This window comes from Noviherbaspirillum sp. L7-7A, assembly GCF_019052805.1.
Taxonomy (GTDB): Bacteria; Pseudomonadota; Gammaproteobacteria; order Burkholderiales; family Burkholderiaceae_D; genus Noviherbaspirillum_A.
On record NZ_JAHQRJ010000001.1, the window covers coordinates 2,789,669 to 2,815,930 of the forward strand.

At 63.3% G+C, this 26,262-nt stretch carries 31 protein-coding genes; 9 read left to right on the forward strand and 22 right to left on the reverse strand.

Annotated elements, in window-relative coordinates; all coding sequences use genetic code 11:
* The first annotated feature begins 70 nt into the window (after window positions 1-70).
* Entirely contained in the window at window positions 71-922 is an 852-nt protein-coding gene (locus KTQ42_RS12735; RefSeq protein WP_217345830.1) for an MOSC N-terminal beta barrel domain-containing protein, read from the forward strand.
* A gap of 66 nt (window positions 923-988) precedes the next feature.
* Here the strand turns inward: KTQ42_RS12735 and KTQ42_RS12740 are convergent, their stop codons facing one another.
* From KTQ42_RS12740 to KTQ42_RS12760, 5 genes are read right to left on the reverse strand one after another with little or no spacing between them, the layout of a single operon-like run.
* A complete protein-coding gene (locus KTQ42_RS12740; protein ID WP_217345831.1) occupies window positions 989-1,249 on the reverse strand; it encodes a YfhL family 4Fe-4S dicluster ferredoxin in 261 nt (86 codons plus the stop codon).
* Window positions 1,250-1,273: 24 nt separating this feature from the next.
* Complete coding sequence (gene coaD / locus KTQ42_RS12745) at window positions 1,274-1,762, reverse strand: pantetheine-phosphate adenylyltransferase (protein ID WP_217345832.1); 489 nt, start codon at window positions 1,760-1,762, stop codon at window positions 1,274-1,276.
* A gap of 35 nt (window positions 1,763-1,797) precedes the next feature.
* Window positions 1,798-2,436 carry a 16S rRNA (guanine(966)-N(2))-methyltransferase RsmD gene (gene rsmD / locus KTQ42_RS12750; protein WP_217345833.1) on the reverse strand — a complete coding sequence of 213 codons (639 nt, stop codon included), beginning with the start codon at window positions 2,434-2,436 and terminating at the stop codon, window positions 1,798-1,800.
* Window positions 2,433-3,782 carry a pitrilysin family protein gene (locus KTQ42_RS12755; protein ID WP_249222744.1) on the reverse strand — a complete coding sequence of 450 codons (1,350 nt, stop codon included), beginning with the start codon at window positions 3,780-3,782 and terminating at the stop codon, window positions 2,433-2,435. The genes rsmD and KTQ42_RS12755 overlap by 4 nt, the downstream gene beginning before the upstream one ends.
* Window positions 3,783-3,794: 12 nt before the next feature.
* On the reverse strand, window positions 3,795-5,162 hold the full coding sequence (locus tag KTQ42_RS12760) for a pitrilysin family protein (protein ID WP_217345834.1): 1,368 nt from the start codon (window positions 5,160-5,162) through the stop codon (window positions 3,795-3,797).
* Window positions 5,163-5,302: 140 nt separating this feature from the next.
* Here KTQ42_RS12760 and ftsY point away from each other — a divergent pair, with 140 nt between their 5' ends.
* The 4 genes from ftsY (at window position 5,303) to rpoH (ending at window position 9,296) form a co-directional block, all read left to right on the forward strand.
* Window positions 5,303-6,397, forward strand: coding sequence for a signal recognition particle-docking protein FtsY (gene ftsY, locus KTQ42_RS12765; RefSeq protein WP_217346948.1), 1,095 nt, complete (start codon window positions 5,303-5,305; stop codon window positions 6,395-6,397).
* Between the two features lie 29 nt (window positions 6,398-6,426).
* The gene (locus KTQ42_RS12770; protein ID WP_217346949.1) at window positions 6,427-7,113 is read left to right on the forward strand and encodes an ATP-binding cassette domain-containing protein; all 687 of its coding nucleotides are present in this window, start codon (window positions 6,427-6,429) and stop codon (window positions 7,111-7,113) included.
* A complete protein-coding gene (locus KTQ42_RS12775; RefSeq protein ID WP_217345835.1) occupies window positions 7,110-8,036 on the forward strand; it encodes an ABC transporter permease in 927 nt (308 codons plus the stop codon). Before KTQ42_RS12770 ends, KTQ42_RS12775 begins: the two co-directional genes overlap by 4 nt.
* A gap of 360 nt (window positions 8,037-8,396) precedes the next feature.
* The gene (rpoH, locus tag KTQ42_RS12780) at window positions 8,397-9,296 is read left to right on the forward strand and encodes an RNA polymerase sigma factor RpoH (protein WP_194711425.1); all 900 of its coding nucleotides are present in this window, start codon (window positions 8,397-8,399) and stop codon (window positions 9,294-9,296) included.
* Window positions 9,297-9,367: 71 nt separating this feature from the next.
* On the opposite strand, the gene KTQ42_RS12785 is transcribed toward rpoH, so the two are convergent.
* From KTQ42_RS12785 to KTQ42_RS12805, 5 genes are all read right to left on the reverse strand, one after another.
* The gene (locus tag KTQ42_RS12785) at window positions 9,368-9,907 is read right to left on the reverse strand and encodes an SCO family protein (protein WP_249222932.1); all 540 of its coding nucleotides are present in this window, start codon (window positions 9,905-9,907) and stop codon (window positions 9,368-9,370) included.
* Window positions 9,908-9,989: 82 nt separating this feature from the next.
* A complete protein-coding gene (gene cyoE / locus KTQ42_RS12790) occupies window positions 9,990-10,874 on the reverse strand; it encodes a heme o synthase (protein WP_217345837.1) in 885 nt (294 codons plus the stop codon).
* Between the two features lie 46 nt (window positions 10,875-10,920).
* The gene (locus KTQ42_RS12795; RefSeq protein ID WP_217345838.1) at window positions 10,921-12,030 is read right to left on the reverse strand and encodes a COX15/CtaA family protein; all 1,110 of its coding nucleotides are present in this window, start codon (window positions 12,028-12,030) and stop codon (window positions 10,921-10,923) included.
* A 4-nt stretch (window positions 12,031-12,034) separates the two neighbouring features.
* The gene (locus KTQ42_RS12800; protein ID WP_217345839.1) at window positions 12,035-12,625 is read right to left on the reverse strand and encodes a cytochrome C oxidase subunit I; all 591 of its coding nucleotides are present in this window, start codon (window positions 12,623-12,625) and stop codon (window positions 12,035-12,037) included.
* The gene (locus KTQ42_RS12805) at window positions 12,612-13,334 is read right to left on the reverse strand and encodes an SURF1 family protein (RefSeq protein ID WP_217345840.1); all 723 of its coding nucleotides are present in this window, start codon (window positions 13,332-13,334) and stop codon (window positions 12,612-12,614) included. The genes KTQ42_RS12800 and KTQ42_RS12805 overlap by 14 nt, the downstream gene beginning before the upstream one ends.
* 69 nt (window positions 13,335-13,403) lie before the next feature.
* Between KTQ42_RS12805 and KTQ42_RS12810 the strand changes: the two genes are divergently transcribed.
* A complete protein-coding gene (locus KTQ42_RS12810) occupies window positions 13,404-13,610 on the forward strand; it encodes a twin transmembrane helix small protein (protein WP_217345841.1) in 207 nt (68 codons plus the stop codon).
* Window positions 13,611-13,705: 95 nt separating this feature from the next.
* Here the strand turns inward: KTQ42_RS12810 and KTQ42_RS12815 are convergent, their stop codons facing one another.
* The 8 genes from KTQ42_RS12815 to KTQ42_RS12850 form a co-directional block, all read right to left on the reverse strand.
* Window positions 13,706-14,572, reverse strand: a complete 867-nt coding sequence (locus tag KTQ42_RS12815) for a cytochrome c oxidase subunit 3 (RefSeq protein ID WP_217345842.1) — start codon at window positions 14,570-14,572, stop codon at window positions 13,706-13,708.
* A 50-nt stretch (window positions 14,573-14,622) separates the two neighbouring features.
* Window positions 14,623-14,835: a DUF2970 domain-containing protein gene (locus KTQ42_RS12820; protein WP_217345843.1), complete on the reverse strand. Its 213-nt coding sequence runs from the start codon at window positions 14,833-14,835 to the stop codon at window positions 14,623-14,625.
* A 15-nt stretch (window positions 14,836-14,850) separates the two neighbouring features.
* Window positions 14,851-15,414: a cytochrome c oxidase assembly protein gene (locus tag KTQ42_RS12825; protein ID WP_217345844.1), complete on the reverse strand. Its 564-nt coding sequence runs from the start codon at window positions 15,412-15,414 to the stop codon at window positions 14,851-14,853.
* Window positions 15,411-15,521, reverse strand: a complete 111-nt coding sequence (locus tag KTQ42_RS12830) for a cytochrome oxidase small assembly protein (RefSeq protein WP_217345845.1) — start codon at window positions 15,519-15,521, stop codon at window positions 15,411-15,413. The genes KTQ42_RS12825 and KTQ42_RS12830 overlap by 4 nt, the downstream gene beginning before the upstream one ends.
* Before the next feature lie 36 nt (window positions 15,522-15,557).
* Window positions 15,558-17,153, reverse strand: coding sequence for a cytochrome c oxidase subunit I (ctaD, locus tag KTQ42_RS12835; RefSeq protein ID WP_194711415.1), 1,596 nt, complete (start codon window positions 17,151-17,153; stop codon window positions 15,558-15,560).
* A 20-nt stretch (window positions 17,154-17,173) separates the two neighbouring features.
* Window positions 17,174-18,334, reverse strand: coding sequence for a cytochrome c oxidase subunit II (gene coxB / locus KTQ42_RS12840; protein WP_217345846.1), 1,161 nt, complete (start codon window positions 18,332-18,334; stop codon window positions 17,174-17,176).
* Between the two features lie 18 nt (window positions 18,335-18,352).
* Window positions 18,353-18,826 (reverse strand): DUF2244 domain-containing protein, encoded by a 474-nt coding sequence (locus KTQ42_RS12845; RefSeq protein WP_217345847.1) that lies wholly within the window; start codon window positions 18,824-18,826, stop codon window positions 18,353-18,355.
* Between the two features lie 196 nt (window positions 18,827-19,022).
* Window positions 19,023-19,961 (reverse strand): methyltransferase domain-containing protein, encoded by a 939-nt coding sequence (locus KTQ42_RS12850; protein ID WP_217345848.1) that lies wholly within the window; start codon window positions 19,959-19,961, stop codon window positions 19,023-19,025.
* Window positions 19,962-20,195: 234 nt separating this feature from the next.
* Here KTQ42_RS12850 and KTQ42_RS12855 point away from each other — a divergent pair, with 234 nt between their 5' ends.
* The 3 genes from KTQ42_RS12855 to KTQ42_RS12865 all read left to right on the forward strand — a co-directional run bounded on the left by KTQ42_RS12855 (window position 20,196) and on the right by KTQ42_RS12865 (window position 21,899).
* Entirely contained in the window at window positions 20,196-20,765 is a 570-nt protein-coding gene (locus KTQ42_RS12855; protein WP_249222745.1) for a ComF family protein, read from the forward strand.
* Between the two features lie 45 nt (window positions 20,766-20,810).
* Window positions 20,811-21,281 (forward strand): tRNA (uridine(34)/cytosine(34)/5-carboxymethylaminomethyluridine(34)-2'-O)-methyltransferase TrmL, encoded by a 471-nt coding sequence (gene trmL, locus KTQ42_RS12860; RefSeq protein WP_217345850.1) that lies wholly within the window; start codon window positions 20,811-20,813, stop codon window positions 21,279-21,281.
* Window positions 21,282-21,419: 138 nt separating this feature from the next.
* Window positions 21,420-21,899, forward strand: a complete 480-nt coding sequence (locus KTQ42_RS12865; protein WP_217345851.1) for a copper chaperone PCu(A)C — start codon at window positions 21,420-21,422, stop codon at window positions 21,897-21,899.
* 73 nt (window positions 21,900-21,972) lie between these two features.
* Here KTQ42_RS12865 and KTQ42_RS12870 read toward each other — a convergent pair whose 3' ends face one another.
* The 4 genes from KTQ42_RS12870 to thiS form a co-directional block, all read right to left on the reverse strand.
* Window positions 21,973-24,237: a UvrD-helicase domain-containing protein gene (locus KTQ42_RS12870; protein WP_217345852.1), complete on the reverse strand. Its 2,265-nt coding sequence runs from the start codon at window positions 24,235-24,237 to the stop codon at window positions 21,973-21,975.
* A 364-nt stretch (window positions 24,238-24,601) separates the two neighbouring features.
* Window positions 24,602-25,222 carry a thiamine phosphate synthase gene (gene thiE / locus KTQ42_RS12875; RefSeq protein ID WP_217345853.1) on the reverse strand — a complete coding sequence of 207 codons (621 nt, stop codon included), beginning with the start codon at window positions 25,220-25,222 and terminating at the stop codon, window positions 24,602-24,604.
* A gap of 10 nt (window positions 25,223-25,232) precedes the next feature.
* A complete protein-coding gene (locus KTQ42_RS12880; RefSeq protein ID WP_217345854.1) occupies window positions 25,233-26,021 on the reverse strand; it encodes a thiazole synthase in 789 nt (262 codons plus the stop codon).
* A 36-nt stretch (window positions 26,022-26,057) separates the two neighbouring features.
* Window positions 26,058-26,261, reverse strand: coding sequence for a sulfur carrier protein ThiS (gene thiS, locus KTQ42_RS12885; protein WP_217345855.1), 204 nt, complete (start codon window positions 26,259-26,261; stop codon window positions 26,058-26,060).
* Window position 26,262 lies beyond the last annotated feature (1 nt).

Below are 26,262 nucleotides of genomic sequence, written 5' to 3' on the forward strand. Positions count from 1 at the left end.
CATGCAGGAATCGGAGACGGCATGCGCCGGTGATAGAATCCGGCCTTTGCGCCTCCCGGGAATCGCAAGCATGCCTCGACTCAGCCAACTGGTTTTCTATCCGATCAAGTCCTGCGCAGGCATCAGCCTGTCCAGCGCCACGCTGACCGGCGCCGGCCTGATGCATGAACATATTTACGACAGGGAATGGATGCTGGTGGACGATGCCGGCCATTTCCTCACTCAACGCGAGTATCCGAAGATGGCCCTGATCGAGCCGCGCCTTCGCAGCGACACCATGGAGTTGCGCGCGCCCGGCATGCTGCGGCTGGAAATTCCGCTGGACCTGCCCGACCCGGAACTGGCGCCGACGCGCCAGGTAAGGCTGTGGCAGCACATCCTGAAAGCCTATGACTGCGACGACCTGACCCGCACCTGGTTCTCCCGACTGCTGGGCGTGCCATGCCACCTGGTGCGCTTTCATCCGGACGCCCGTCACACGGTCAATCCGCAGCGCACCGGGGGCATGGAGATCGGCACCCTGTTTTCCGACGGTTATCCGCTGCTGCTGATCGGCAAGGCATCGCTGGACGAACTCAACGAGCGGCTGGTCGCGCAAGGCCGCGCAGCACTGCCCATGGACAGGTTCCGTCCCAACATCGTGATCGCCGATGCGCCGGCCCATGAGGAAGACCATGCGGCCCGGCTCGTGATGGGGAACAGCGAGATCCGCCCGGTCAAGCCCTGCCCGCGCTGCCCGATCCCGTCGATCAACCAGCAGACCGGCGAGCCCGGCCCGGACCCGCTCGACATCCTGCGCACCTACCGGACGGGGGTCGGCGGCATCGATGGCATTGCATTCGGGATGAACTGCATCGTCACCCGCGGCGAAGGGGAAGTGCTGCGCGTGGGACAGGAAGTGGATCTGGAACTGGCGTTCTGAGAAAAGGCGCAGGCTGTCTGGTTCCTTGCTGCAGGCGCAAGTACCTGCGTCTGCAGCAATGCGTTGTTACTTCCCGGCCTTTTCCGCCTGCAGCCGTTCGTACTTGGCCTGCAATTCCTCGCGGCTCTCGCGCCAGGCGGGATTGAATGGAATGCAGCTGACCGGGCAGACCTGCTGGCACTGCGGCTCGCTGAAATGCCCGACGCACTCGGTGCATTTATGGGGATCGATCTCGTAGATTTCCTCGCCGAGATAGATCGCCTCATTCGGGCATTCCGGCTCGCATACGTCGCAGTTGATGCATTCGTCGGTAATCAGCAAGGCCATGACTGGCGACTCCTCATGCCTGACTCAGGCAGCCTGTTCGGCAATTTTCTGCTTCAACCATTTTTCCACGGATGGGAAAACGAACTTGGACACGTCGCCGCCCAGCACCGCGATCTCGCGCACGATGGTGCCCGAGATGAACTGGTACTGGTCGGACGGCGTCAGGAACAGGGTTTCCACATCCGGCAGCAGGTAACGGTTCATGCCCGCCATCTGGAATTCATATTCGAAGTCCGATACCGCGCGCAGGCCGCGGACAATCACGCGGGCATCATGGGTGCGCACGAAGTCCTTGAGCAGGCCGGAGAAGCTTTCCACCTTTACATTCGGGTAGTGGCCCAGCACCTCGTTGGCAATGGTCAGGCGCTCTTCCAGCGAAAAGAACGGCCGCTTGGCCTTGCTGTCGGCAACCCCGACCACCAGCTTGTCAAACAGACCCGACGCGCGGCGCACCAGATCTTCATGTCCACGTGTCAGCGGATCGAACGTTCCCGGATAAATGGCTGTGACCATGATGGCTCCCTAAATTGAACGCGCATTATGCCTGATTAAGCAGCAGGTTGAAGAGTGAAAAGATGGTAATAGACCATGCCTGCGCGATCCGCCCGCAGTAACTGCCAGCCCTGCAGCCATTCGGGAAGCGGCTCGGCGTCGAGCGCCATCTCGGCTTCGACATACACCAGCCCGCCTGGCGTGAGCAGACGTTCGCATAGCGGCAGCATACGCTGCAGCCAATCCTGATGGTAGGGGGGGTCCAGGAAAATCAGGCCGAACCGGGCATCGGAGCGCGCCAGCGCGGCAGCGGTGGCCAGCGCATCGCCGCGCCGCACTTCCACGCCCGCGGCCTTGAGCTTGTCGCAAATGGCCTGCAACTGGCGCACCGCCGCCGGCTGCGACTCCACCATCAGCACCCGCGCTGCACCGCGGCTGGCCGCTTCCAGGCCAAGCCCGCCGCTGCCGGCAAACAGGTCCAGGCATTGCAGGGCGGGCCAGTCGCGGTCGAGCAGGTGGTCGAGCCAGTTGAACAGGGTTTCGCGCACGCGGTCGGGCGTGGGACGCAGGCCTTCGGCATCCAGCACCGGCAACGGCGTGCGTTTCCACTTGCCGCCGATGATGCGCACCTGCCGCGGCGCGTGGCGCGGCGCGGCAGGCGCAGGGCGCGATGCGCCGGTGCGATGCTGCTTCATGGCTTCTGCATGCCGACCACCACGGTGACCAGGCGATCGTCCGCGATCTTGCGGGCGAAGGCGGCGCGGATGTCGGCAATGGTGACCTTTTCCACATTGGCGGTCCAGGTGTCGAGATAATCCAGCGGCAATCCGTAGAAGCCGATGACGGCCAGGTTGTCCAGGATCTTGCGGTTGCTGTCGATGCGCAGCGCGAAGCCGCCGACCAGGTTGTCCTTGGCCGCCTTCAGTTCGGCTGCCGTGGGTCCGCTGCGCAGGTAGTCGCCCAGCGTGTCGCGCGCCACCTTGAGCGCGGTGGCTGTTTCCGCCTTCTGGGTCTGCAGGCCGATCTGGAACGGGCCGGGCTGGGCCAGCGGGCTGAAGTAGCTGTAGACGCTGTAGGCCAGGCCGCGTTTCTCGCGCACTTCGCGCGTCAGGCGGGAAACGAAGCCGCCGCCGCCCAGAATGTAATTGCCCACGGTCAGCGCAAAGAAATCCGGGTCGCCACGCTGCAGCGAAGGCGCGCCGATCAGCACATGCGACTGCGAGGCCGGATGCGCAATCCATTCTTCCCTGGCCTGGGCCGGCGGCGTCGCCGGCAGGGGCGGCAAGGCGCTGCCCTGGGGCAGGCGGCGCGTCAGCTGCTGCGCGATCGCATCGGCCTGCGCACGCGACACATCGCCCATCAGCGCCACCACCGCATGGTTGGCCACGTAGTGGGCGGCATGGAATGCCACCAGGTCTTCACGGTTGATCGATTCGATCGATTCCACCGTTTCCTCGCGGCCGTAGGGATGCTCGCCGTAGGCGGTCCGGGAAAAGGTGCGCTGGGCGATCACTTCCGGCCGGGTCAGGCCTTCGCGTATCGACGCCGCCACGCGCGCCTTGTCGCGCTCCAGCAGGTCGGCCGGATAGCTGGGCTGGGCCAGCAGGCGCCCGAGCAGCTGCACCGCCTCGTCGCGCTCTGCCCTGGAGGACAGGGTGCGCAGCGAGGCGCCGGCACGGTCGCTGCCGCCGCCACCGCCACGCTGCGCGGCGATGTTGGCAAAGGCTTCCGATATCTGCGCCTCGCTCAGCGCCGGCTCGACCGTGCCGTCATCGAGCTTGGCCTCGCGCAGGCCGCGCGCCAGCATCGCATTGGCCAGGCCCGACACGCCGGTCTTGGCCTGGGGGTCGCGGCGTGAGCCGGCGTCGAATTCCACGCTCATGTCCACCACCGGAATTGCATGGCTTTCGACGAAGTAGACGCGAGCGCCATTGGCCAGCGTCCAGTGCTCGATCTTCAGGGCGGCATGGGCGGCGCCGACGGCCAGGGTCAGCAGCAACGCGAGGAAAAACCTGTGCATGAAAGGGATCTTGTTTGGCATGAAGTCATGTCCTCAGTGGCGCAGGCCGGCGGGCGGCGCTGCGGGCTTCTTGTCAGCCAGGGGCAATGGCACCAGGGTGGCCACGGTCAGCTGGTCGTCGTTGAAATACCTGGCCGCCACCGCCTGCACCTGTTGCGCCGTGACCTGGCCCAGCTTTTCGATGATGCGGTCGATCTGCCGGTGGGAAATGCCGGTCATTTCCATCACGCCGATCTCCATCGCCTGGCCGAAAATGGAGTCGCGCTTGTAGATCTGGCTGGCGATCAGCTGGTTCTTCACCCGCCGCAGTTCATCTTCGGTGACGCCTTCCCGGGCAATGCGCTGCACCTCGGCGCGCAACAGCTTTTCCAGCTGCTCGGTACTGGTGCCAGCGGCGGGAACGCCATCGAGCACGAACAGCACCGGGCCGCGCGCATTGGCCGAATAGCTGGCGCCGACCGAGTTGGCGACCCGCTCGGTACGCACCAGGCGCGCCGGCAGCCGGGCATTGTCGAAGCCGTCCAGCACCGCCGACAGCACGTCGAGCGCATGGACGTCGTCATCCTTTTCCACATCGCGCAGGGTCGGAACCTTGAATGCCAGCGCCACATAGGGATTTTCCGCGGGGGCCTTGACCGTGACCCGCCGGATGCCTTCCTGCACCGGCTCTTCCTGCGGCTTGGTGACCGGGATGCGCTTGGGGGAGATCTTGCCGAAATGCTTTTCCGCCAGCGCCTTCACCTGCTGCGCATCGACGTCGCCGGTAACGACCATGGTCGCGTTATTGGGCGCATACCAGCGATCATGCCAGGCGCGGGCGTCGTCCACGCTCATGTTGCGCAGGTCGTCCATCCAGCCGACGATGGGATTGTGATAGGGGTGGGCAATGAAGGCGGCGGCATTCAGGGCTTCGTTGAGCTTGCCCTGAGGCTGGTCCTCGGTGCGCAGGCGCCGCTCTTCCATCACTACCCGGATCTCACGCGAGAACTCTTCCTTGTCGAACGCCAGGTTGGCCATGCGATCCGCTTCCAGCGCCATCACCGCTTCCAGCCGCGACTTCTCGATCTGCTGGTAATAGCCGGTGTAATCCTTGCTGGTGAATGCATTCTCGCGTCCGCCCAGCGCGGCCACCCGCGCGCTGAACTCGCCGGGCTTCAAGCTCTTGGTGCCCTTGAACATCATGTGCTCCAGCGCATGGGCCACGCCGGTGGTGCCGTTCAGTTCGTCCATGGAGCCGATGCGGTACCAGATCATGTGGGCCGCGGTCGGGGCGCGATGATCCTCCTTGACGATGATCTTCATGCCATTGCCCAGCATGAATTCCTGCGCCGGCTCTGCCGCGGCCAGCGAGCAGATGGCCAGCATGCAGGCCGCGGCGATTGCCTTGATACGAAATTTCATAGTCTCGCTCTGCTAGAATAGGGGACCCGATTTTCCACGCCGCATGCGGCTCTGGCGTTCCGAAAAACAAGGCATTGATTGTATCCGCTTGCAGCCATCCCGGTTGCCTGGCGCCATTGACCGCAACGACTCCCGATCCGATGTTCAGTTTCTTCAAGCGCAAACCCAAAGACACGCCCACCGATACCGAGACTGCGCCGCCAGCGGCCGCCCCCGCCCCGGCGCCCGCAGCCCCCGTTGCGGCAGCTGCGCCGGCCGCGGCCCCGCAGGCCATGCCCGAGCCCGCAGCGACTGCGCCTCAGGCCATTGTGGTGCCGGTGGAAACGCCTGCCGAAACGCGGCAGTCGTGGATGAAGCGCCTGAAAGCCGGCCTGTCCAAGACCTCGACCAACCTGACCACCCTGTTCGTCGGCGCCCGCATCGACGACGAGCTTTATGAAGAGCTGGAAGCGGCGCTGCTGATGGCCGATACCGGCGTGGAAGCGACCCAGTTCCTGCTCAATGGCTTGAAGCGCCGGGTCAAGGAACAGAAGCTGACCGACGCCTCCCAGGTCAAGACCGCGCTGCGGGCATTGATGGTGGAACTGCTGACGCCGCTGCAAAAGCCGCTGGTGCTGGGCCGCGAGCAGCCGCTGGTGCTGATGATCGCCGGCGTCAACGGCGCCGGCAAGACCACCACCATCGGCAAGCTGGCCAAGCACATGCAGGCGCATGGCCAGTCGGTGCTGCTGGCCGCCGGCGACACCTTCCGCGCGGCTGCGCGCGAACAGCTTACGGTCTGGGGCGAGCGCAACAATGTCACCGTCATCTCCCAGCAATCGGGCGACCCGGCCGCAGTCGCCTTCGACGCGGTGCATTCGGCCCAGGCCAGAAAGACCGACATAGTGATGGTCGACACCGCGGGCCGCCTGCCAACCCAGCTGCACCTGATGGATGAGCTGAAGAAGATCAAGCGCGTGATCGGCAAGGGCATGGCTTCGGCCCCGCATGAAGTGCTGCTGGTCATCGATGGCAACACCGGCCAGAACGCGCTGGCCCAGGTGCAGGCGTTCGACGACGCGCTCGGCCTGACTGGGCTGGTCATCACCAAGCTCGACGGCACCGCCAAGGGCGGCGTGCTCGCGGCGATCGCCAAGGTGCGGCCGGTGCCGGTGTATTTCATCGGCGTGGGCGAGAAGATCGAGGACTTGCAGCCGTTTAATGCCGAAGACTTTGTCGACGCGCTGCTGAGCTGACGCGCATCCGGGGAAGCAAACACATGGCCATGATCGAATTCCACGATGTCTCCAAGCTGTATCCGGGCGGATCGGCCGCCCTGTCGGAGGTGTCGCTGTCCATTGCCAGCGGTGAACTGGTGTTTCTGGCCGGCCCGTCCGGCGCCGGCAAGTCGACTCTCCTGAAAATGATCGCCGCCATCGAGCGTCCCAGCGCTGGCCGGGTGCTCGTCAATGGCCAGGAAGTCAGCAGCATCAGGCAGCGCGGCCTGCCCTATCTGCGCCGCAAGCTCGGCCTGATCCTGCAGGAGCAGCGCCTGCTGATGGATCGCAATGTGCTGGCCAATGTGATGCTGCCGCTGGTGGTTGCCGGCATCGCCGGCGAGGATGCGGAAAAGCGCGCCCGCGCAGCGCTGGGCAAGGTCGGGCTGCCGTCCAAGGCGGCCAGCATGCCGCAAAGCCTGTCGGGCGGGGAGCAGCAGCGGGTGGCGATCGCGCGCGCCATCGTGCACCGGCCGCAGGTCATCATCGCCGACGAGCCCACCGCCAACCTCGACCGCGACAGCGCCAACCTGGTGCTGTCGACCCTGAAAGCATTCCATGGCGCCGGCGTGACTTGCGTGATATCGACCCACGACGACTATTTTCTCGATCGCGCCGACCGCGTGATCTATCTGAGCCAGGGCCGGGTCACCGAAGCCTGGCGCCGTAACCCGGTGGAAGAGGATGTGGCATGAAGGTGTGGTTGCGACAGCATGTGTTTGCCTTGAAGGGCGCGATTCCCCGTCCCGGACGCGGCTTCGGCAGCTTTGCCTTCAATGTGCTGGTGGTGGCGATTGCGCTGGCCCTGCCCTTCGCCGGCCTGACGGTGCTGGAAAACATGCGGCCGGTCTCGGCCCAGCTGGCGGTCGAACCGGAAATCAGTGTCTTCCTGTCAATGGACACGCCGCGCCAGCGGGCCTCGGCCCTGGCGCCCGAAATCCAGCGGGTGCTGCAGGCCAGCCAGACCGGCGGCACCATCGAATTCATCCCGCGGGAAAATGCATTGAGCGCGCTGAAGGAACGCAGCGCCATTGCCGACGCAGTCACTACCCTGGGCAACAATCCGCTGCCGGATGGCTATGTGCTCAAGCTGGCCGGCTTCGAGAATGCGCAGGATGCCCGCCGCGTGGATGAGATCGCGGTGCAGCTCAAGGCATTGCCTGGCGTTGAATATGTGCAGGTCGATTCCGCCTGGGTACAGCGGCTGTCGGCATTGCTCAATGTGCTGAGGATGGCGCTGCTGTTCCTGGCCGCGACGCTGGGCGTGGTCGTGGTGGCGGTGGTATTCAATACGATACGGCTGCAGGTCATGACGCAACGCGAGGAAATCGAGGTCTCGCGGCTGGTAGGCGCCACCGACGGCTTCATCTGCCGGCCCTTCTATTACAGCGGCGCCCTACTTGGCCTGGCCGCCGGCGCACTGGCGCTGGGCGTGGTTGCCTTGGGCATGCGTCCGTTGAATGCCGCCATTGCGGAATTTGCCCGGCTTTATGCGTCCGAATTTCAATTGCTGCCGCTGGGCTGGCTGCTGACTACAGCCTTGCTGCTGGTGAGCGCATTTTTGGGCCTGTGCGGTGCAATGCTGTCCGTCCGACGTCATCTCGGGCGGGCGAACTGAACGTTGGCGGGAACAATTGCCGAGCGAACGGGTCATAGTAACGCAATCCTTCATTAGCATTTTTCAGCCCACCAAAGTCTATTCCGCGTATCCCGTGTAAAACATTTGCTACCCGATCAACCTTGTGCGTTGATCGATTCGTCATATCCCCCTAGACAGAAGCCGGGCCGGCAAACTTTCGGCTTGGTCTGGGTTCTAAAAAAAAGTCTGTGTATCTTATTCAGGTTCCCGATAGTGTTTTCCCTATCTTGTCGGTTGGGATAGCCGATTAGCACTCCGGTTGAGGGAGTGCTAATATAGAACCTGCAAAAGATTTCGTTTAGTCAAGATAAATTTACGTCTAGTTAGCAAGGAGAAAGCATGAAAGCATCGACCTCGTCGGATGCGATAGTAGCTGCAGGCCAAAATGCACTGGCCCTGGGTTTCTCTGGCAATCTGGGCAATATCGACGCGTATATTTCCGCGGTCAACCGCCTGCCGATGTTGACGCAGGAAGAGGAAGTGTCGCTGGCCCGTCGCTGGCGCGACAGCAATGACCTCGCTGCCGCCCAGGGCCTGGTGCTGTCGCATCTGCGGCTGGTGGTATCGATTGCGCGCGGCTACCTGGGCTACGGCCTGCCGCATGCCGACCTGATCCAGGAAGGCAATATCGGCCTGATGAAGGCAGTCAAGCGTTTCGATCCGGACCAGGGCGTTCGCCTGGTGTCGTATGCGATGCACTGGATCAAGGCGGAGATGCATGAGTACATCCTGAAGAACTGGCGGCTGGTCAAGGTGGCCACCACCAAGGCGCAGCGCAAGCTGTTCTTCAATCTGCGCAGCCACAAGGAAGGCCTGGACTCGATGACGCCGGCGCAGGTGGATGCGCTGGCCAAGACGCTGAATGTGAAGCGCGAGGAAGTGATCGAGATGGAAACCAGGCTGTCCGGCCGTGACATCGCGCTGGAAGCGCCGACGGACGACGAGGACGACAAGTTCTCGCCGATCGCCTACCTGTCTTCCGACAATTCCGAGCCCAGCAAGGTGCTGGAAGCGCAGGCATTCGATCGGCTGCAGTCCGAGGGCCTGGCCAGCGCGCTGGAAAAGCTGGACCCGCGTTCGCGTCGCATCGTCGAGGCGCGCTGGCTGGCCAATGACGATGGCTCGGGCGCAACCCTGCATGAGCTGGCGGATGAGTTCGGCGTGTCGGCCGAGCGCATCAGGCAGATTGAAGCGGTGGCGCTGAAGAAGATGAAAGGCAGCCTCGCCAGCTACGTCTGACGTCACGTCAAGCCAGACCGCAATGAAAAAACGCCATGTGCCGCAAGGCCATGGCGTTTTTTCTTGTCGGCTTACTTGCCCGCGAGCAGCGCCTTCAAGTCATGCACGATGGGCTCGGGCCCCTGCCCATGCCTGACGAACAGCCTGACCCTCCCTTGCGGATCGAAGACATAGCTGGCCGCGGTATGGTCCATGGTGTAGCTGTCGGCCGACTTCCCGGGTACTTTCTGGTAGAACACCTTGAATTCCTTGGCTACCCTGGCAGTGGCTTCCTGGTCGCCCGAGAGGGCAATGAAGCGCGGATCGAAGGAGGGCACATACGACTTGAGCAGTTCGGGCTTGTCCCGCTCCGGATCGAGGGTGACGAAGATCACCTGGACACGAGCGGCATCCGGCCCCAGTTCCTTCATCGCCGCCGCCATTTCGGAAAGCGTGGTGGGGCACACATCCGGGCAATGGGTATAGCCGAAGAACACCACCACCGCCTTGCCCTTGAAGTCGGCCAGGGTGCGCGGCTTGCCGTTCTGGTCATTGAGGGCGAAGTCGCGGGCATAGCCGAGGCCGGTTACGTCGCTGTTCATGAAGGTCTTGCTGGCTGGCGTCAGGCTCATCTGCCCGCCTTCGCTGCCGGGCTTGTCGGAACAGCCGGCCAGCGCCGACAGCAGAAGCAGTGCAGGAAGTATCGGTCGCATCTCAGAACGGCAGGTAGTGGTCAGCCAGCAGCGCGGCAAACAGCAGCGACAGATAGATGATGGAATAGGCAAAGGTCTTGCGGGCAACCAGGTCGCTGTAGTGGCGGTAGATGCGCCACGCATGCCACAGGAAGATCGCGCCCAGTATGGCCGCGCTGGCGAGGTAGAGCAGCCCGCTCATGCGCACCGCATAAGGCAGCATGGTGGTGGCGACCAGCGCGATGGTATAGAGCCAGATATGGAACTGCGTGAGCTTCATGCCGTGGGTCACGGGCAGCATCGGCAAGCCGGATTTCGCATAGTCGTCGCGCCGGTAAAGGGCCAGCGCCCAGAAATGCGGCGGCGTCCAGATGAAGATGATCAGCACCAGGATCCAGGCCTGCATCGGCACATCGTTGGCAATGGCAGCCCAGCCGAGCGCCGGCGGCATTGCGCCCGACAGGCCGCCAATCACGATGTTCTGCGGCGTGGCCGGTTTCAGGATGATGGTGTAGATCACCGCATAGCCGACGAAGGTGGCGAAGGTCAGCCACATGGTCAGAGGATTGACCAGGGTGTAGAGCACCCACATGCCGGCGCCGCCGATGATGCCCGAAAACAGCAGGGTTTGCGGCACCGTGATTTCGCCGCGGGCCATCGGCCTGCGGGCAGTGCGGGCCATGCGGGAATCGATTTCACGTTCGACCAGGCAGTTCACCGCAAATGCGGCGCCGGCCAGCAGCCAGATGCCCACCGTCGCCGCAACGACCACGCGCCAGTCGGGCAGGCCCGGCGTGGCGAGGAACATGCCGATCACGGCGCAGAACACGGCAAGTTGCGTCACGCGCGGCTTGGTCAGCGCCCAGTACTGGGCGACGCGGTTGGGAGTTGCGGTCAGCGTAGTCATCCTTGGAATTGGTCCGTGGAATGGGAATCGGGCGGCTTGTTGACAATCAGGCAGGATAGGCGCTGCTGACAGTGCTGGCAGACCTGACTCCGGCGGAAAGAGCAGCCTTGTAGTTTAACATGACCGTCAAAACGACGAGCGTGGCCGCGCCGCCATTGTGCAACACCGCGATTGCCAGCGGCCATTTCAGAAAGACCGTGGCAATGCCGATGCAGAATTGCGCCACCACGCCAAGCAGCAGCCAGCGTCCGGCGCGTTGCAGGCCGTCGATGCGCATGGCCTTGTGGCCCAGCCAGCCGAGATAGGCCACGACGACGAAGGCAAAGCTGCGGTGGGTCCAGTGAATCGCGGTGAGCGCATCGAACGGCAGGTAATCGCCGCCGGCGGTCATGCCGAGTTCGCGCCACAGCGTGAAACCATGCTCGAAGTCCATGCGCGGCAGCAGCGCGCCGTGACACAGCGGAAAATCGGTGCAGGCCAGCGCCGCGTAGTTGGTGCTGACCCAGCCGCCAAGGCCGATCTGCAGCGCCAGCACTGCCAGGCCAATGGCCGCCGCGGAGCGCAAGCCAGGAGTTGTTGCAACCGGCGCATGCATGCTTTGCCGCGCCGCCAGCCAGGTCAACAGGCCCAGCAGGGTCATGCCCAGCAGCAGGTGCATGGTCACGATGCTGGGTTGCAGTTTCATCGTGACGGTCCAGGCGCCGAAGGCGCCCTGCAGGCAGACGAAGCCGAACAGCAGTGTCGGCAGCAGCGGCGCATATGTTGCGTCCGTGCGCCGCGATTTCAGCCAGCGCAGCCAGGCCACCACCATCATCGCCACGATCAGAACGCCCACGCCCATGGCCAGGTAGCGGTGAATCATCTCGATCCAGGCCTTGACTACCGTGACCGGGCCATGCGGCATCGCGGCTTCGGCGGCGCTGATGCTGGAATGGGCCTGCACCGGATTGGCATGGCCATAGCAACCGGGCCAGTCCGGGCAGCCCAGGCCGGAATCGGTCAGGCGGGTGAAGGCGCCGAACATGATCAGGTCGAAGGTCAGGAACAGCGTGACCCAGGCCAGCTTGCGGAACTTGTTGGCGTCTTTGGAGGCCCAGACCACCGCCAGCGGCAGCATGGCGGCCAGGAGGCCAAGGATGGCGAGTTGGATCAGCATGTGGCTACCCTATGCTGGAAGCGCGCAGCAGTTTGGAAATATCCTTCTTCATCTTGTTCGGATCGGGATTTTTCGGAAAGCGCATCATCAGGTTCCCCAGGGGATCGATCATGTAGACATGGTCGGCAATGCCGGCGCCCTCTTCCACCGGCAGCCATTGCCTGAGCTTTGCCGGGTCGACGCGCAATACCCGCGTGCCGTCGTATTCGCGCAGCAGCGTAGTGTCGACCGGCTTGTCGTCCGTTACCAGCCACACGCGCTCGATGCGCTCCATTTCCTTGCCGGTGGTAAGGCGCAGCTGGCGCTGCTGGAACAGCTTGGTGCGGCATTTTTCCGCGCAGTCACTGCTATCGGCCTGCAACATGATCCATTTGCCCTTGTAGGCTTCAAGTTCCGTCGGCTTGCCGTCGAGGGAAGTCGAACCCAGGCTGGGCATCGGATGGCTGCGCGGATCGATCAGCTCGCCATAATTGGTGCGGCTCTGCGGCTTGATCACGAAATAGGTGAGGTAAGACGCGATCATGGGCGAGGCGCAGATCAGCACCACCAGAAACAGCTTCCAGCGACCGGCGGCTTTCGATTTATTGGCTTCCACGTTTGAATCCTGTAACGACAAAAAAAATGAAGGCGGTACCGGCCAGGGCAAACCACTGGAAGGCATAGCCCCAGTGCTTGTCCACGCCCTGCGACGGCTTGGGCCAGGCCCGGACCAGGCCATCGCCGGTGCCGCTGGTCTGCTCGACGATGAATGGCGCAAATTCCAGGCCGCTGGCCCTGGCCATGTCGGCAACATCAAGGTTCTGCACGATGGCGCCAGGCCGGATGGCAGCCGCCTGGCCCAGTTGCAGCAGCCGCCCGGCATGCTGGCGCACGACGCCGGTCAGTTCCACTACGCCGGCCGGCGTGGCAATGTCGGGAAGACGGCTGCGGTCGGCCAGATTGCGCTCCACCCAGCCGCGCGCAACCATGATATGGCGGCCGGACCCGGCAATTTTCAATGGCGTCATCACATAAAAGCCGGCCTTGCCTTCGTGAGGACGATTATCGAGGTAGATGGTCCAGCCTGGCTGGAACTCGCCCTTGATCGCGACCTGGCTGAACTCCAGCGCATCCACATCGGCCTGCTGCAATGCCCTGTCACCCAGTTGCAGGGCCGGCGCAGATTCGCGTTCGCTGATCCTGCGCTCGATCGATTCCTTTTCATGGGCGCGGCGGACCTGCCACTGTCCCAGAGAGATACCGATGGCGACGACGACCAGCATCGCGATGAAAGGCAGCAGCCGGAAGCGAAAACTGAATGGCATTACAATGAGTCCTGTTTGACTTTCCCCACCAGGCGCATGGGTTCCATGTGCCGCACTGCCAGCTCCATCATGAAAATCATCGTTGCCATCGGCTTCATCCTCATCATTGGCAGCCTGGGCTCCGCTCTCTTCTTTCTGATGCGGGACAAGGGCTCGACCAATCGTACAGTGCGCGCACTGGCCTTCCGGGTCGGTTTTTCAATCACGCTGTTTATCCTGCTGCTGGTAGCCCACTACCTGGGCTATATCCAGCCTACCGGCATCGGCCTGCGTTAAAGCCTTCGTGGAGCGCGCGGCCTGCAATTTGCCATGACCGCAGCCCTCAGTAAAAAAGCCGCACCGAGGTGCGGCTTTTTTTGGCAGGACGGTCTTCAGAGCCAGTACACCACCACATACAGCCCCAGCCATACCACGTCGACGAAGTGCCAGTACCAGGCAGCGCCTTCGAACGCGAAGTGGTGTTCAGGCGTGAAGTGGCCCTTCATCACACGGTACAGCACGACTGCCAGCATGATGGCGCCCATGGTCACATGGAAACCGTGGAAGCCGGTCAGCATGAAGAAGGTCGAGCCATAGATGCCCGAGGTCAGCTTCAGGTTCAGTTCGCTGTAGGCGTGCATGTATTCATAGACCTGGAAGCCCATGAAGACGGCGCCGAGCAGGATTGTGGCAGCCAGCCAGAAAGCGGTCTTGCCGCGATGGCCTGCGCGCAGCGCATGGTGGGAAATCGTCAGGGTGACGCCGGAAGTCAGCAGCAGCGCGGTATTGATGGTCGGAATCGGGAACGGGCCCATGGTGCGGAAGCTCTCGACCGTGCCGCCAGGCCCGGCATTGCCCCACTGCGCGGAGAAATCAGGCCACAGCACCTTGTGGTCGAGGTCGGCCAGCCAGGGCATGGTGATGCTGCGGGCATAGAACAGCGCGCCGAAGAAGGCGCCGAAGAACATGACTTCGGAGAAGATGAACCAGCTCATGCTCCAGCGATAGGAAACGTCGATGCGCTTGCTGTAGAGCCCGCCTTCGGACTCGGCGATCGCGTCGCCGAACCAGCCATACAGCACGGCCAGGAAGCCCAGGATGCCGGCGATGTTCACATAGGGCGCCCAGCTTGCGCCGTTGACCCAGCCGGACGCGCCTATCATGGTGACGAGAAGCGATATGCCTGCCAGCATGGGCCATCGGGATGGTCCTGGCACAAAATAATATGGTGCGCTACCGCCGTGTTGATGAGTACTCATATCCCCCTCCAATATGCAAATTCAATTCTGCTTAGATCGTTATTCAACGCTTACGCCACGACCATCCTGACGATGATGATCAGGATGGCAATGAACAGTGCCGCTCCGATCAGTCCGGCAATGATCACATGCACCGGATTGAGCTGCGCCGCGTCCTCTTCATAGTCCCGCTTCTTCCGCACGCCGAAGAAAGACCAGAAAACGGCTTTCATCGTGGCTGCAAACGATGCCTTGCGCCGCGTTACTTGTTGTTCTTCATTCATGTCGTCACTGTCTCGTCAGCCGGCTGTCTTGGCGCTGCCGCCGATCTCGAAGAAAGTGTAGGACAAGGTAATCGTTTTTACATCCCTGGGCAGTGCCGGATCGATGTAGAACAGCACCGGCATCTGCTTTGCCTCATTCGCCTTCAGCGTCTGCTGCTGGAAGCAGAAGCATTCAACCTTCTTGAAATGCGCGCTGGCCTGCTGCGGCGCATAACTGGGAATCGCCTGCGCATCGATGCTGCGCGACTGGGTGTTGACGACTTCATACACGACCTGCGCCATTTCACCCGGATGCACCTGCATGCTCGACACGGTGGGCCGGAAGCGCCACGGTCCCTGCGCGTTGGCATCGAATTCGATGGTGATGGTGCGGGTCTTGTCGACCTGGGTGTTGGTCGGCCGCTCGACGGTGACATCCTTGGGCGTGAGCAGGTTCACGCCGGTGAGCTCGCAGATCTGCTTGTACACCGGAATCAGCGCATATCCGAAGCCGAACATCATGACGGCCATCACCACCAGCTTGCTCAGCGTGCTGGCATTGAGCTTTTTGGTGTAGCTGTCGTTGGTGGGCTGAGTCATGAGACGAACCAGGCGCGCTTGACGAACACGGCGATAAAGAATCCCAGCGCGATCAGGGCGAGGATCAGTGCCGTCCTGATGTTGTTCTGCTTGTTGGGATTGGACATGAGCTGAGAAAGGCGGGCTTGCGCCCGCCCTGTTCCTTACTTGACCAGCGGTGGTGTTTCGAAGGTGTGGAACGGCGCCGGGCTGGGCACGGTCCACTCCAGGCCTTCCGCGCCGTCCCATGGCTTGGCCGGCGCCTTTTCGCCGCCACGGATGGACGGCAGCACAACGAACAGCAGGAAATACACCTGGGCCAGGCCAAAACCGAAGGCGCCGATCGACGCGATCATGTTGAAGTCGGTGAACTGGGCCGGGTAGTCGGCATAACGACGCGGCATGCCGGCCAGTCCCAGGAAGTGCATCGGGAAGAAGGTGACGTTGAACGTTACCAGCGACACCCAGAAATGGATCTTGCCGCGGGTTTCGTTGTACATGTAGCCAGTCCACTTCGGACCCCAGTAGTAGAAACCGGCAAATAGCGCGAACAGCGAGCCGGCCACCAGCACGTAGTGGAAGTGGGCAACCACGTAGTAGGTGTCATGCACCATGATGTCGATCGGGGTGACAGCCAGGATCAGGCCGGTGAAGCCGCCCATGGTGAACACGAAGATGAAGCCGATGGCGAACAGCATCGGGGTCTCGAAGGTCATCGAACCGCGCCACATGGTGGCAACCCAGTTGAATATCTTCACGCCGGTCGGGACCGCGATCAGCATCGTGGCGTACATGAAGAACAGCTGCGCCGTCACCGGCATGCCGGTGGTGAACATGTGGTGCGCCCAGACGATGAAGGAAAGGATCGCGATCGATGCGGTTGCGTACACCATCGATGCGTAGCCGAACAGGGTCTTGCGGGCAAATGCCGGGATGATGTGCGAGATGATGCCGAAGGCCGGCAGAATCATGATGTACACCTCGGGGTGACCGAAGAACCAGAAGATGTGCTGGTACATCACCGGGTCACCGCCGCCAGCGGCGTTGAAGAAGGAGGTGCCGAAGTGACGGTCGGTCAGGGTCATGGTGATGGCGCCTGCCAGAACCGGCATCACAGCAATCAGCAGGTAGGCGGTGATCAGCCAGGTCCAGCAGAACATCGGCATCTTCATCAGGGTCATGCCGGGAGCGCGCATGTTCAGGATGGTGACGATGATGTTGATCGAGCCCATGATGGACGATGCGCCCATGATGTGCATCGCGAAGATGCCCATGTCCATGCCGACGCCCATCTGGGTCGACAGCGGCGCATACAGCGTCCAGCCGGCGGCGGTGGCGCCGCCCGGCATCAGAAAGGACGTTGCCAGCAGGATTGCGGCCGGCGGCAGCAGCCAGAACGAGAAATTGTTCATCCGGGCGAAGGCCATGTCGGATGCGCCGATCTGCAGCGGCACCATCCAGTTCGCGAAGCCCACGAAGGCCGGCATGATCGCGCCGAACACCATGATCAGGCCGTGCATCGTGGTCAGCTGGTTGAAGAACTGCGGCTCGAAGAATTGCAGGCCGGGCTGGAACAGCTCGGTGCGGATGCCCAGCGCCAGCACGCCGCCGGACAGCAGCATGATGAACGAGAACCACAGGTACAGCGTGCCGATATCCTTGTGGTTGGTTGCGAACAACCAGCGGCGCCAGCCATGCGGATGATCGTGCGCGTGGTCGTGTGAGTGATCGTGTACGTGATCAACAACGGTTGTGCTCATCTCAGACTCCTAGATTTCGATTACTTGCGCGCAGCCACGACTTCGGCCGGTTGTACGATGTTTTCAGACGGCTTGTTGGACCAGCTGTTACGGGTATAGGTGATCACGGCGGCGATGTCCGTATCCGACAGCACAGACTTCCATGCCGGCATTGCGTTCTTGCCGTTGAGCAGGATGTCGATCTGCGGACCCTTGGGGCCGTTCACGACCGCAGAACCGTCCAGTGCCGGGAAGGCGCCCGGCACGCCCTTGCCGTTGGCCTGGTGGCAGGCAACGCAGTTGGCTGCATAGATCTTTTCGCCACGGGTTTTCATCTCATCCACGGTCCAGGTCTTGCTCGGATCGTCGGCCAGCGCGGCCATTTCCTTTTTCTTGGTCTCGACCCACTTGGTGTAGTCGGCATCGCTCACGACATTGACCACGATGGGCATGAAGGCATGGTCCTTGCCGCACAGCTCGTAGCACTGGCCGCGGTAGACGCCGACCTTCTCGGCGCGGAACCAGGTGTCGCGCACGAAGCCGGGGATCGCGTCCTGCTTGACGCCGAACGACGGAATGCCCCAGGCATGGATCACGTCGTTGGCGGTCGTGACAATGCGCACCTTCTTGTTGACCGGCACGACAACGGGATTGTCGACTTCGATCAGGTAGTTGTCATTGGTGATGGAGGCGGGCTTGACGGTGTCTTCGCGCGGGGTGGCCAGGTTGGACAGGAAGGAAATGCCCTCGCCTTCGCCTTTCAGGTAGTCATAGCCCCATTTCCACTGCATGCCGGTGGCCTTGATGGTTACGTCGGCGTTGGAGGTGTCCTTCATGGCGACCACGGTGCGGGTTGCCGGCAGGGCCATCAGGATGATGATGACGAAAGGCACCACCGTCCAGCCGATCTCGACTGCCGTGCTCTCATGGAAACTGGCCGACTTGTGGCCGAGCGACTTGCGATGCTTCATGATGGAATACAGCATCACGCCAAACACGGCAATGAAGATTGCCAGGCAGATTCCCAGCATCCAGTTGTGCAGCGTGTGGATTTCCGCAGCGATCTGGGTGTTGGCTGGCTGGAACGACATCTGCCGTACCGCCGGTCCGCCCTGGCTGTCGTTCACGGCCCATGCCGGCATACCAGCCGCCATGAACAATGCACCGAGCATCAATGATTGAAGGCGCTTCGCTTGTTTCATGATTTCCTCAAATGCCCTTTAATTAGAATTCTGTACTGCCAGGCCCGCCAGCCTCGTCTCCCGTATCGCAAGCGCCAGCTCCCGCGCAAATTCGCGCCGATGCAAACTGGTCAGATAGCGTCCGATTTCCACCCTGGTTCCAGGCATTTCCACGGCGATCAGGCCACGGTGCCTGTCCGGCGGACTGACTCTGACCGTCCGCAGGCTCAACCGGTGCTGGCTGGCTTGCTCGGCCTGGATCAGTTCTATCAGGAGGGTGTCTTCACTCAATGCGATACGTTCGCGATCCGTTGCATGGCGACCGTAATGCAGGAAAGCCAGACCTACCGCCGCCAGTTCGAGAACCGCAAAACCGAGGATGTACCAGGCGCCGTGCAGTGTAAATATCCCGGCGACCGTCAGCGAAACCAGGCACAGGGCTGCGTAGACCATCATCAATTGTCGCGGCGTGATCGAACAATTGCGTTTCAGGACCCATTCCCGGCTGCTCATTGCTGGCTACCCGCTCTTTCGTCGCACCCAACCCGCACTATGCAAAACCAGCGAAGTATAAGTGGAACATACAATAGCATCAAGCGAAATAACGGGCGATGAGCGGCCATGGAATTTGGCTTAATCGTGCGCATTCTGCCTTGTGCAAAATGCCCTTCCGTTGCTGCGAAACAAATATCGGCTTGCATTTCGCCACCTATCGTTTCGGCCGGTCGAAACGGATGATGGACTCGCCCCCAGCGGTTTTGCGCGGCGCCGGGCGGAACGCATGCCCGTAGACCACTTCGAAGGTCAGCGGTAGCGTGCCATCGGCACGGCGGCCGGCTTCCAGCGCGTCCAGCATGCGCCGGTAGGCGGTACGGCCCAGCAGTGCGCGGCGGCGGGTGGCAAGCGGATTGCCGCCCCAGGCCCGCACGTCCTCCAGCAGCCTGAGCGGGTCGGCATAGGTCACCGTAACGGTTTCCATGTCCATGACCGGCGTGGCGAAGCCGGCGTCGACCAGCATGTCTCCGAAATCGTGCATGTCGACAAAGGGCAGCGCATGCGGCGCCGCGTCCGCCTGCTGCCAGGCCGCGCGCAACTCGCGGAACGTGTCCGGCCCGAAGCAGGAAAACATCAGCAGGCCATCGACGCGCAGCACCCTGTGCCACTCGGCGAAAACCCGGTGCGGCTGCGGATGCCAGTGCAGCGCCAGGTTGGACCAGATCAGGTCGGCGCTTTCGGCCGCGAGCGGCAGTTCGGCAAAGTCGGCGCAGGCCAGTTCGGCGGTAATGCCGCTGGCCGCCGCAGTCCTGGGCAGCCAGCGCTGCAGCAGCCGGTTAACCGATGACTGGGCCGCCTGCTGGCTGGCGTGGGCGGCCAGCAGCATGGCGTCCGAGGCGTCGATACCCAGCAAGCGGGCGGCGCCGAAGCGCTGGCGCAGGACCGGCAGGTCCGCACCCTCGCCGCAGCCGGCGTCGACGACCATCGTTGGCGCCAGCTTGATCAGTTCCAGGCGTTCAAACATGCGGCCGGCCACTTCGCGCCGCAGGAAGCCGGATTCAGCCACCGCGGCCGGACGGGAAAACAGGGTACGCACGCGGCGCAGGTCGATCGGGGCGCTGGCGCGCTCGGCTGGCGGAGAAGGCTGGGACACGGCGGTTGGCAGTCAAATGAGATAATCCCGGCAATCTTACCCTTTCGTCGCACTTGGCGCTCCATGCTACGACTTGCCCTGATCCGTTTGCGCAACCAGGCTGCCAGGATGCTGGCCTCAGCGCCATGCTGCTGTGCCTTGTGCGGCCGCGTTGGCCGGACCGTTCTATGTACGCCTTGCCGGGCGCGGTACCTGGCCAGCGCCCCTGCCCGTTGCGCGCAGTGCGCGATCGAGTTGCCGGCAGCGGCTGGCGTGCTACGGTGCGGCAGCTGCCTGCGGCGGCCGCCGTCGTTCGATGCCACCGTGGTCGCCGGCGATTATGCGGCGCCGCTCGACCAGTTGGTGCTGGCCCTGAAATTCGGCGGCCAGCTGGCAATGGCCCCGCTGTTCGGCCAGTTGCTGGCCGATGCGCTGCGCCGGCTGCCGCAACAGGAATGGCCTGAACTGATTACGCCGGTGCCGCTGGGACAGCGCCGGCTGGCCGAACGCGGCTTCAACCAGGCGCTGGAAATTGCGCGGCCATTGGCCCGCGGCCTGGGCCTGCCGCTGGCGGCGCGCCTCCTGGCTCGCGAGCGCGAGACGGCGCCACAAAGCCTGCTGACGCCGGGCGAGCGGCGCGCCAACCTGCGCCGCGCATTCAGCCTGCCGCAGGCCGGACCGGGCCAGGTGCGCGGGCGCCATGTCGGCGTGGTGGACGATGTACTCACCACAGGCGCGACGCTGGAAGAAATTGCCGCCACGCTCAAGCGCTGCGGCGCCGTGCGGGTGACCTGCCTGGCATTTGCCCGCACCGGGCGGCGCTAGGCAACCAGCCTGCCCCGCTCATTCGTTTCATCAAAGGAGAGTTGCTTGTTTCATGTCGTTCTTGTCGAGCCGGAAATCCCCCCCAATACCGGCAATATCATCCGGCTGTGCGCCAATACCGGGGCCCAGCTGCACCTGATCGAGCCGCTGGGTTTTCCGCTGGACGATGCGCGCATGCGCCGCGCGGGGCTGGACTATCACGAATATGCAGCGATGAAAGTGCATGCCAGCTGGGATGCCTGGCTGGCCAGCGAGCAGCCGGATCCGGCGCGCATGTTCGCGCTGACCACCCATGGCGCCACGCCGTTTGCCAGCGTGGCCTTCCAGCCCGGCGACGTATTCGTGTTCGGCTCGGAAACCCGCGGGCTGGCGCCGGAACGGCGCGACAGCTTTCCGGCCAGCCAGCGCATCCGGCTGCCGATGCGGCCCGGCAACCGCAGCGTGAACCTGTCCAATACGGTGGCGGTAGTGGTATACGAAGCCTGGCGCCAGCATGGCTATGCCGGCGGCGCCTGAAGCATTGCCATGGTTATAATCCGGCTTCACGGCCCTCAAGCGGCTAGAGCGGATTCGGCCTGACTGGCTCAGTCGAGGCCGAATCCGCTCCAAGAGTTGCTAACAGTGTTGTCCTCACCAGCAGATAAAGAGAAATTCATGACCTTGCGTTTCGCTTCCGCCCTATCCGTCTTTTCCGCCGCGCTGCTCCTGGCCGGCGCCGCTCATGGCCACAGTTATGAACTGGGCACGATCCGCATCGGTTATCCGCATGCCCGTCCCACCGTGGCACAGCAGCCCAGCGGCGGCGCCTACATGACGCTGGAAAACCGCGGCAGCGCCGGCGACCGCCTGCTCGAGGTGTCCTCGCCAGTGGCGGCATCGGCACAGATTCACACCATGAGCATGGAAGGCGATGTAATGCGGATGCGGGAAGTGGGTGCGCTGGACCTCGCACCGGCGGCCAAGGTGGAAATGAAGCCGGGGGCCGGCTATCACATCATGCTGGTCGGCCTGAAGCAGCCGCTCCAGGCTGGCGACAAGTTCCCGATGACGCTCAGTTTTGAGAAGGCCGGCAAGGTCGAGGTGTCGGTCACGGTGGACAGCAAGGAAGCCAAGCCGTCCGGCCACGGGCATTGATGCGCCGGCAGCGTTTGCCGCATCCGGCCGCCGGTTTTGCCGGCCACCGGATGCGGTGACTGCCCTCCTCCACTTACTCCACCTTCTCCAGCTTGGCGATCGTCAGGTCGAGCAGCTTCATGCCGTTGCGGCCGAAGTTGATGCTGGCGCGGGCATTGTCCCCGCCGCCTTCGATATTGACGATCACGCCCTCGCCGAACTTCTGGTGCATCACGCTTTGCCCGATCCGCCAGCCGCAATCCTTTTGCGCACCGCCTGACCGCAACGGGGTCTCGACCCAGGCAGCCTTCTGCTGCTGGTTGGCGAACCAGTGATGCTGCACCTTGGGCGACAGCCATTTCAGCGATTCTTCCGGCAGTTCATCGAAGAAGCGTGACTTCAGGTTGAAGCGGGTCTGGCCATGCAGCATCCGGGTCTGGGAAAAGCTCATGTAGAGCCGGCGCCGGGCGCGGGTGATGGCGACATACATCAGCCGCCGTTCTTCCTCGATGCCGCCCTCCTCCTTCTCGCTGTTGTCATGCGGGAACAGTCCTTCTTCCAGGCCGGTGATGAACACCGCGTCGAATTCCAGCCCCTTGGCCGAATGCACCGTCATCAGCTGCAGCGCATCCTGGCCGGCCAGCGCCTGGTTGTCGCCGGCCTCGAGCGAGGCATGCGACAGGAAGGCCGAGAGCGGCGACATCACCGCCGCCAGCGGCGCGTCGGCGTCCAGGATCTCGATGCCGTCCTCGTTGACGATGGCCTGGCCGACCATGGCCTGCGCGCTGGGTCCCAGCAGTGCCGGGGACGTCTTGCCGAAGCCTTCCTCCGAGACGAACAGCGTCGCCGCACTGACCAGCTGCTCCAGGTTTTCGATCCGGTCGGCGCCTTCCTTTTCGCTCTGGTAATGGGTGATCAGCCCGCTCATGTCCAGGACCACCTGCACCAGTTCCGGCAATGGCAGCAGGCTGGTGTCCTGGCGCGTCTTCTCGATCATGCGCACGAAGCCGGAGAGCAGCGTGCCGGCCTTGCCGGGCACATGGGCGGCGGCGTCATGCAGGGACGTGTCGCGCTGCTTGGCTGCATCCTGCAGCTGCTCCAGGCTGCGCGCGCCGATGCCGCGGGTCGGGAAATTGACCACGCGCAGGAAGGCCGAGTCGTTGTGGGGATTGTCGATCAGCTGCAGGTAGGCGATCGCATGCTTGATCTCGGCGCGCTCGAAGAAGCGCTGGCCGCCGTACACCCGGTATGGAATGCCGGCGGTGAACAGGGCATGCTCGATCACCCGCGACTGCGCATTGGAGCGGTACAGCACCGCAATCTCGCTGCGCAGCGAGCCATCGGCGATCAGGCTCTTGCTTTCCTCGATGATCCAGTTGGCTTCCTGCAGGTCGCTGCTGGCTTCATAGATGCGGATCGGCTCGCCATGGCCGGCATCGGTGCGCAGGTTCTTGCCCAGGCGCTTGGCGTTGTGGGCGATCAGCGTATTGGCTGCATCGAGGATATGGCCGTGGGAGCGGTAGTTCTGCTCCAGCTTGATCAGGTTCTGCACCTGGAACTCGCGCTCGAAGGCCGCCATGTTGCCGACGTTGGCGCCGCGGAAGGCATAGATGCTCTGGTCATCGTCGCCGACGGCGAACACGGCGTTGTCGCGCCCGGCCAGCAGCTTGAGCCAGTTGTACTGCAGGTTGTTGGTGTCCTGGAACTCGTCGACCAGGATATGGCGGAAGCGCGCCTGGTAATGCTCGCGAAGCGCCTGGTTGCGCGACAGCAGTTCATAGGTGCGCAGCAGCAGTTCGGCAAAGTCGACCACGCCCTCGCGCTGGCACTGCTGGTCGTAGAAGTCGTAGAGTTCGACGAACTTGCGGTGGTAGTCGTCATGCACTTCCACGTCCTTGGCGCGCAGGCCCTCGTCCTTGGCGCCGTTGATGAAGTACATCAGGCTGCGCGCCGGATATTTCTCGTCGTCGATGTTGAGCGCCTTGAGCATGCGCTTGATCATCGACAGCTGGTCCTGGGTATCGAGGATCTGGAAGCTCTGCGGCAGCGCGGCGTCGCGGTAATGGGTGCGCAGCAGCCGGTTGCACAGGCCATGGAAGGTGCCTATCCACATGCCGCGGGTATTGATCGGCAGCATCGCCGACAGCCGCGTCATCATTTCCTTGGCAGCCTTGTTGGTGAAGGTGACGGCCAGCAGGCCGGCAGGCGAAATCTGCCCGGTCTGGATCAGCCAGGCGATGCGGGTGGTCAGCACGCGCGTCTTGCCGGAACCGGCGCCGGCCAGGATCAGGGCCGATTGCGCCGGCAGTGTCACCGCGGCAAGTTGTTCTGGATTGAGGTTGTGAAGTAGGTTTTGCATCCGCAGGATTATAAGCCGGTGTGTCGCCGGTCCGTAACAATCCGGCGGCGCCCGGAAGTCAGGGTAGCGACGGTTGCGGTTGCGGGGAAGCGAAAGCGGGGTGGGCGGTGCGTCGGTCGGGGAATGCGTGGGGGTTTTGAAGCTTGGAAGAATGGGCTTTTCGGCGGTTTACATAATTGTCCTGCGCGTAATGCCCCTTCGGGGTATTACGCCCTACGGGATGGGTTAGGCCTTTGTAGGATGCAATACCCGCAGGGCATTGCACGGCGTTCGCAGACCGGGATCGTTTTGTCGGCGGCCTGCATGATCGGCCTGCGCGTAATGCCCCTTCGGGGCATTACGCCCTACTTGCGACCCCGGGCCTTCAGCTGAACAGCTTGGCCAGTTCGCGTGCCGCCGCCTGCGGATCGTCGGCAAAGTAGACGCTGCTGATCACCGCCACCATGTCCGCCCCCGCCGCCACCAGCGGCGCCGAGTTCTCCCGCGTCATGCCGCCGATTACCACGTTGGGCACGGCAATGGCATCCCGCGCCCGGGTCACGATGTCGACCGGCGTGCTCACCTCGTACTTCTTGATGCGCGACGGGTAGAAGCCGCCGAAGGCCACATAGCTGGCGCCGGCCTGCTGCGCCGACTGCGCCAGCTCGAAAGTGCCGTAGCAGGAGGCGCCCACGATACGGTCCGGGCCGACCAGCGTGCGCACCGCCGCGACCGCCGCATCGGTGCCGCCGACATGCACGCCGTCGGCATCGAGCTCCACGCACAGTTCCGGATAGTCGTTGATGATGAACGGCTTGCCGTGCCGGCGGCACAAGGCCAGCAGCGCGGCAGCCTGCTCCCGCCGCTGCGCTTCACCGGCTGTCTTGTGCCGGTACTGCAGCAGCGTGGCGCCGCCGCGCAGCGCGGCGTCGCTCACTTCCACCAGTTTGGCCGTGTCGTCCCAGTCCGGCGTGACCAGGTACAGCCCCTTCAGCGTCGTCTGCATTGTTTTCTCCTCATGCAATCCGGCCCGCCATCGGCGACGATGGCGAGGCGGCAAAGCGCCGCGGGATGCGTCCGGCCAGGTAGGCTTCGCGGCCGGCTTCGACCGCCAGGCGCATCGCCCGCGCCATGCGCACCGGGTCCTGCGCGCCGGCAATCGCCGTGTTCATCAGCACGCCGTCGCAGCCCAGCTCCATCGCGATCGCCGCGTCGGAAGCGGTGCCCACGCCGGCATCGACCAGCACCGGCACCCTGGCCTGCTCGATGATCAGGGACAGGTTCCACGGATTGAGGATGCCCATGCCCGAGCCGATCAGCGAGGCCAGGGGCATCACCGCCACGCAGCCCAGGTCTTCCAGCATGCGCGCCTGGATCGGGTCGTCGCTGCAATAGACCATGACATCGAAGCCATCCTTGACCAGCCGCTCGGCTGCCTTCAGGGTTTCGGGCATGTTGGGAAACAGGGTCTTCTCGTCGCCCAGCACCTCCAGCTTGACCAGCTTGTGGCCGTTCAGGAGCTCCCGCGCCAGTTGCAGGGTGTAGACCGCGTCCTCGGCGTTGTAGCAGCCGGCGGTGTTGGGCAGGATGGTGTAGCGCGATGGCGGCACCACGTCCAGCAGGCTGGGAGCGTTCGGGTCCTGGCCGATATTGACCCGGCGGATCGCCACCGTGATGATGTCGGCGCCGCTGGCCTCGGTGGCCAGGCGGGTCTGCTCGAGGTCCTTGTACTTGCCGCTGCCTACCAGGAGGCGCGAGTTGTAGGTGGTGCCGGCAATGGTCAGGCCGTCAGTGTGCTTGCTCATGCTTTCCTTTCGATGTGAGGCGGCGCGGCGGCAGGCTTAGCCGCCGCCGATGGCGCGCACGATGTCGACCCGGTCGCGCGGCTGCAGCTGGCGTGCCGCCCAGGACTGGCGCGGCACAACCTCGCGGTTGACCGCGATGGCCAGCGCCTTGCCGGCCAGGTCCAGGTCGGCCACCAGGTCGGCGATGCATGCACCCTGCTGCAGCGCATGCGGCGCGCCGTTGAGTTCGATCTCCATCATG

Excerpts from the sequence above, each read along its gene's own strand:
- KTQ42_RS12845 (WP_217345847.1), bottom strand. The coding sequence starts at position 18,826 with ATGAGCAGCCGGGAATGGGTCCTGAAACGCAATTGTTCGATCACGCCG.
- thiS (WP_217345855.1), bottom strand. The coding sequence starts at position 26,261 with ATGATGGAGATCGAACTCAACGGCGCGCCGCATGCGCTGCAGCAGGGT.
- KTQ42_RS12760 (WP_217345834.1), bottom strand. The coding sequence starts at position 5,162 with ATGAAATTTCGTATCAAGGCAATCGCCGCGGCCTGCATGCTGGCCATC.
- KTQ42_RS12810 (WP_217345841.1), top strand. The coding sequence starts at position 13,404 with ATGAAAATCATCGTTGCCATCGGCTTCATCCTCATCATTGGCAGCCTG.
- KTQ42_RS12815 (WP_217345842.1), bottom strand. The coding sequence starts at position 14,572 with ATGAGTACTCATCAACACGGCGGTAGCGCACCATATTATTTTGTGCCA.
- KTQ42_RS12865 (WP_217345851.1), top strand. The coding sequence starts at position 21,420 with ATGACCTTGCGTTTCGCTTCCGCCCTATCCGTCTTTTCCGCCGCGCTG.
- KTQ42_RS12775 (WP_217345835.1), top strand. The coding sequence starts at position 7,110 with ATGAAGGTGTGGTTGCGACAGCATGTGTTTGCCTTGAAGGGCGCGATT.
- KTQ42_RS12880 (WP_217345854.1), bottom strand. The coding sequence starts at position 26,021 with ATGAGCAAGCACACTGACGGCCTGACCATTGCCGGCACCACCTACAAC.
- KTQ42_RS12805 (WP_217345840.1), bottom strand. The coding sequence starts at position 13,334 with ATGCCATTCAGTTTTCGCTTCCGGCTGCTGCCTTTCATCGCGATGCTG.
- KTQ42_RS12870 (WP_217345852.1), bottom strand. The coding sequence starts at position 24,237 with ATGCAAAACCTACTTCACAACCTCAATCCAGAACAACTTGCCGCGGTG.
- KTQ42_RS12795 (WP_217345838.1), bottom strand. The coding sequence starts at position 12,030 with ATGCTGATCCAACTCGCCATCCTTGGCCTCCTGGCCGCCATGCTGCCG.
- rpoH (WP_194711425.1), top strand. The coding sequence starts at position 8,397 with ATGAAAGCATCGACCTCGTCGGATGCGATAGTAGCTGCAGGCCAAAAT.
- KTQ42_RS12755 (WP_249222744.1), bottom strand. The coding sequence starts at position 3,782 with ATGCCAAACAAGATCCCTTTCATGCACAGGTTTTTCCTCGCGTTGCTG.
- cyoE (WP_217345837.1), bottom strand. The coding sequence starts at position 10,874 with ATGACTACGCTGACCGCAACTCCCAACCGCGTCGCCCAGTACTGGGCG.
- rsmD (WP_217345833.1), bottom strand. The coding sequence starts at position 2,436 with ATGAAGCAGCATCGCACCGGCGCATCGCGCCCTGCGCCTGCCGCGCCG.
- KTQ42_RS12770 (WP_217346949.1), top strand. The coding sequence starts at position 6,427 with ATGATCGAATTCCACGATGTCTCCAAGCTGTATCCGGGCGGATCGGCC.
- KTQ42_RS12740 (WP_217345831.1), bottom strand. The coding sequence starts at position 1,249 with ATGGCCTTGCTGATTACCGACGAATGCATCAACTGCGACGTATGCGAG.
- ctaD (WP_194711415.1), bottom strand. The coding sequence starts at position 17,153 with ATGAGCACAACCGTTGTTGATCACGTACACGATCACTCACACGACCAC.
- coxB (WP_217345846.1), bottom strand. The coding sequence starts at position 18,334 with ATGAAACAAGCGAAGCGCCTTCAATCATTGATGCTCGGTGCATTGTTC.
- KTQ42_RS12830 (WP_217345845.1), bottom strand. The coding sequence starts at position 15,521 with ATGTCCAATCCCAACAAGCAGAACAACATCAGGACGGCACTGATCCTC.
- KTQ42_RS12820 (WP_217345843.1), bottom strand. The coding sequence starts at position 14,835 with ATGAATGAAGAACAACAAGTAACGCGGCGCAAGGCATCGTTTGCAGCC.
- thiE (WP_217345853.1), bottom strand. The coding sequence starts at position 25,222 with ATGCAGACGACGCTGAAGGGGCTGTACCTGGTCACGCCGGACTGGGAC.
- ftsY (WP_217346948.1), top strand. The coding sequence starts at position 5,303 with ATGTTCAGTTTCTTCAAGCGCAAACCCAAAGACACGCCCACCGATACC.
- KTQ42_RS12825 (WP_217345844.1), bottom strand. The coding sequence starts at position 15,414 with ATGACTCAGCCCACCAACGACAGCTACACCAAAAAGCTCAATGCCAGC.
- KTQ42_RS12785 (WP_249222932.1), bottom strand. The coding sequence starts at position 9,907 with ATGAGCCTGACGCCAGCCAGCAAGACCTTCATGAACAGCGACGTAACC.
- KTQ42_RS12735 (WP_217345830.1), top strand. The coding sequence starts at position 71 with ATGCCTCGACTCAGCCAACTGGTTTTCTATCCGATCAAGTCCTGCGCA.
- coaD (WP_217345832.1), bottom strand. The coding sequence starts at position 1,762 with ATGGTCACAGCCATTTATCCGGGAACGTTCGATCCGCTGACACGTGGA.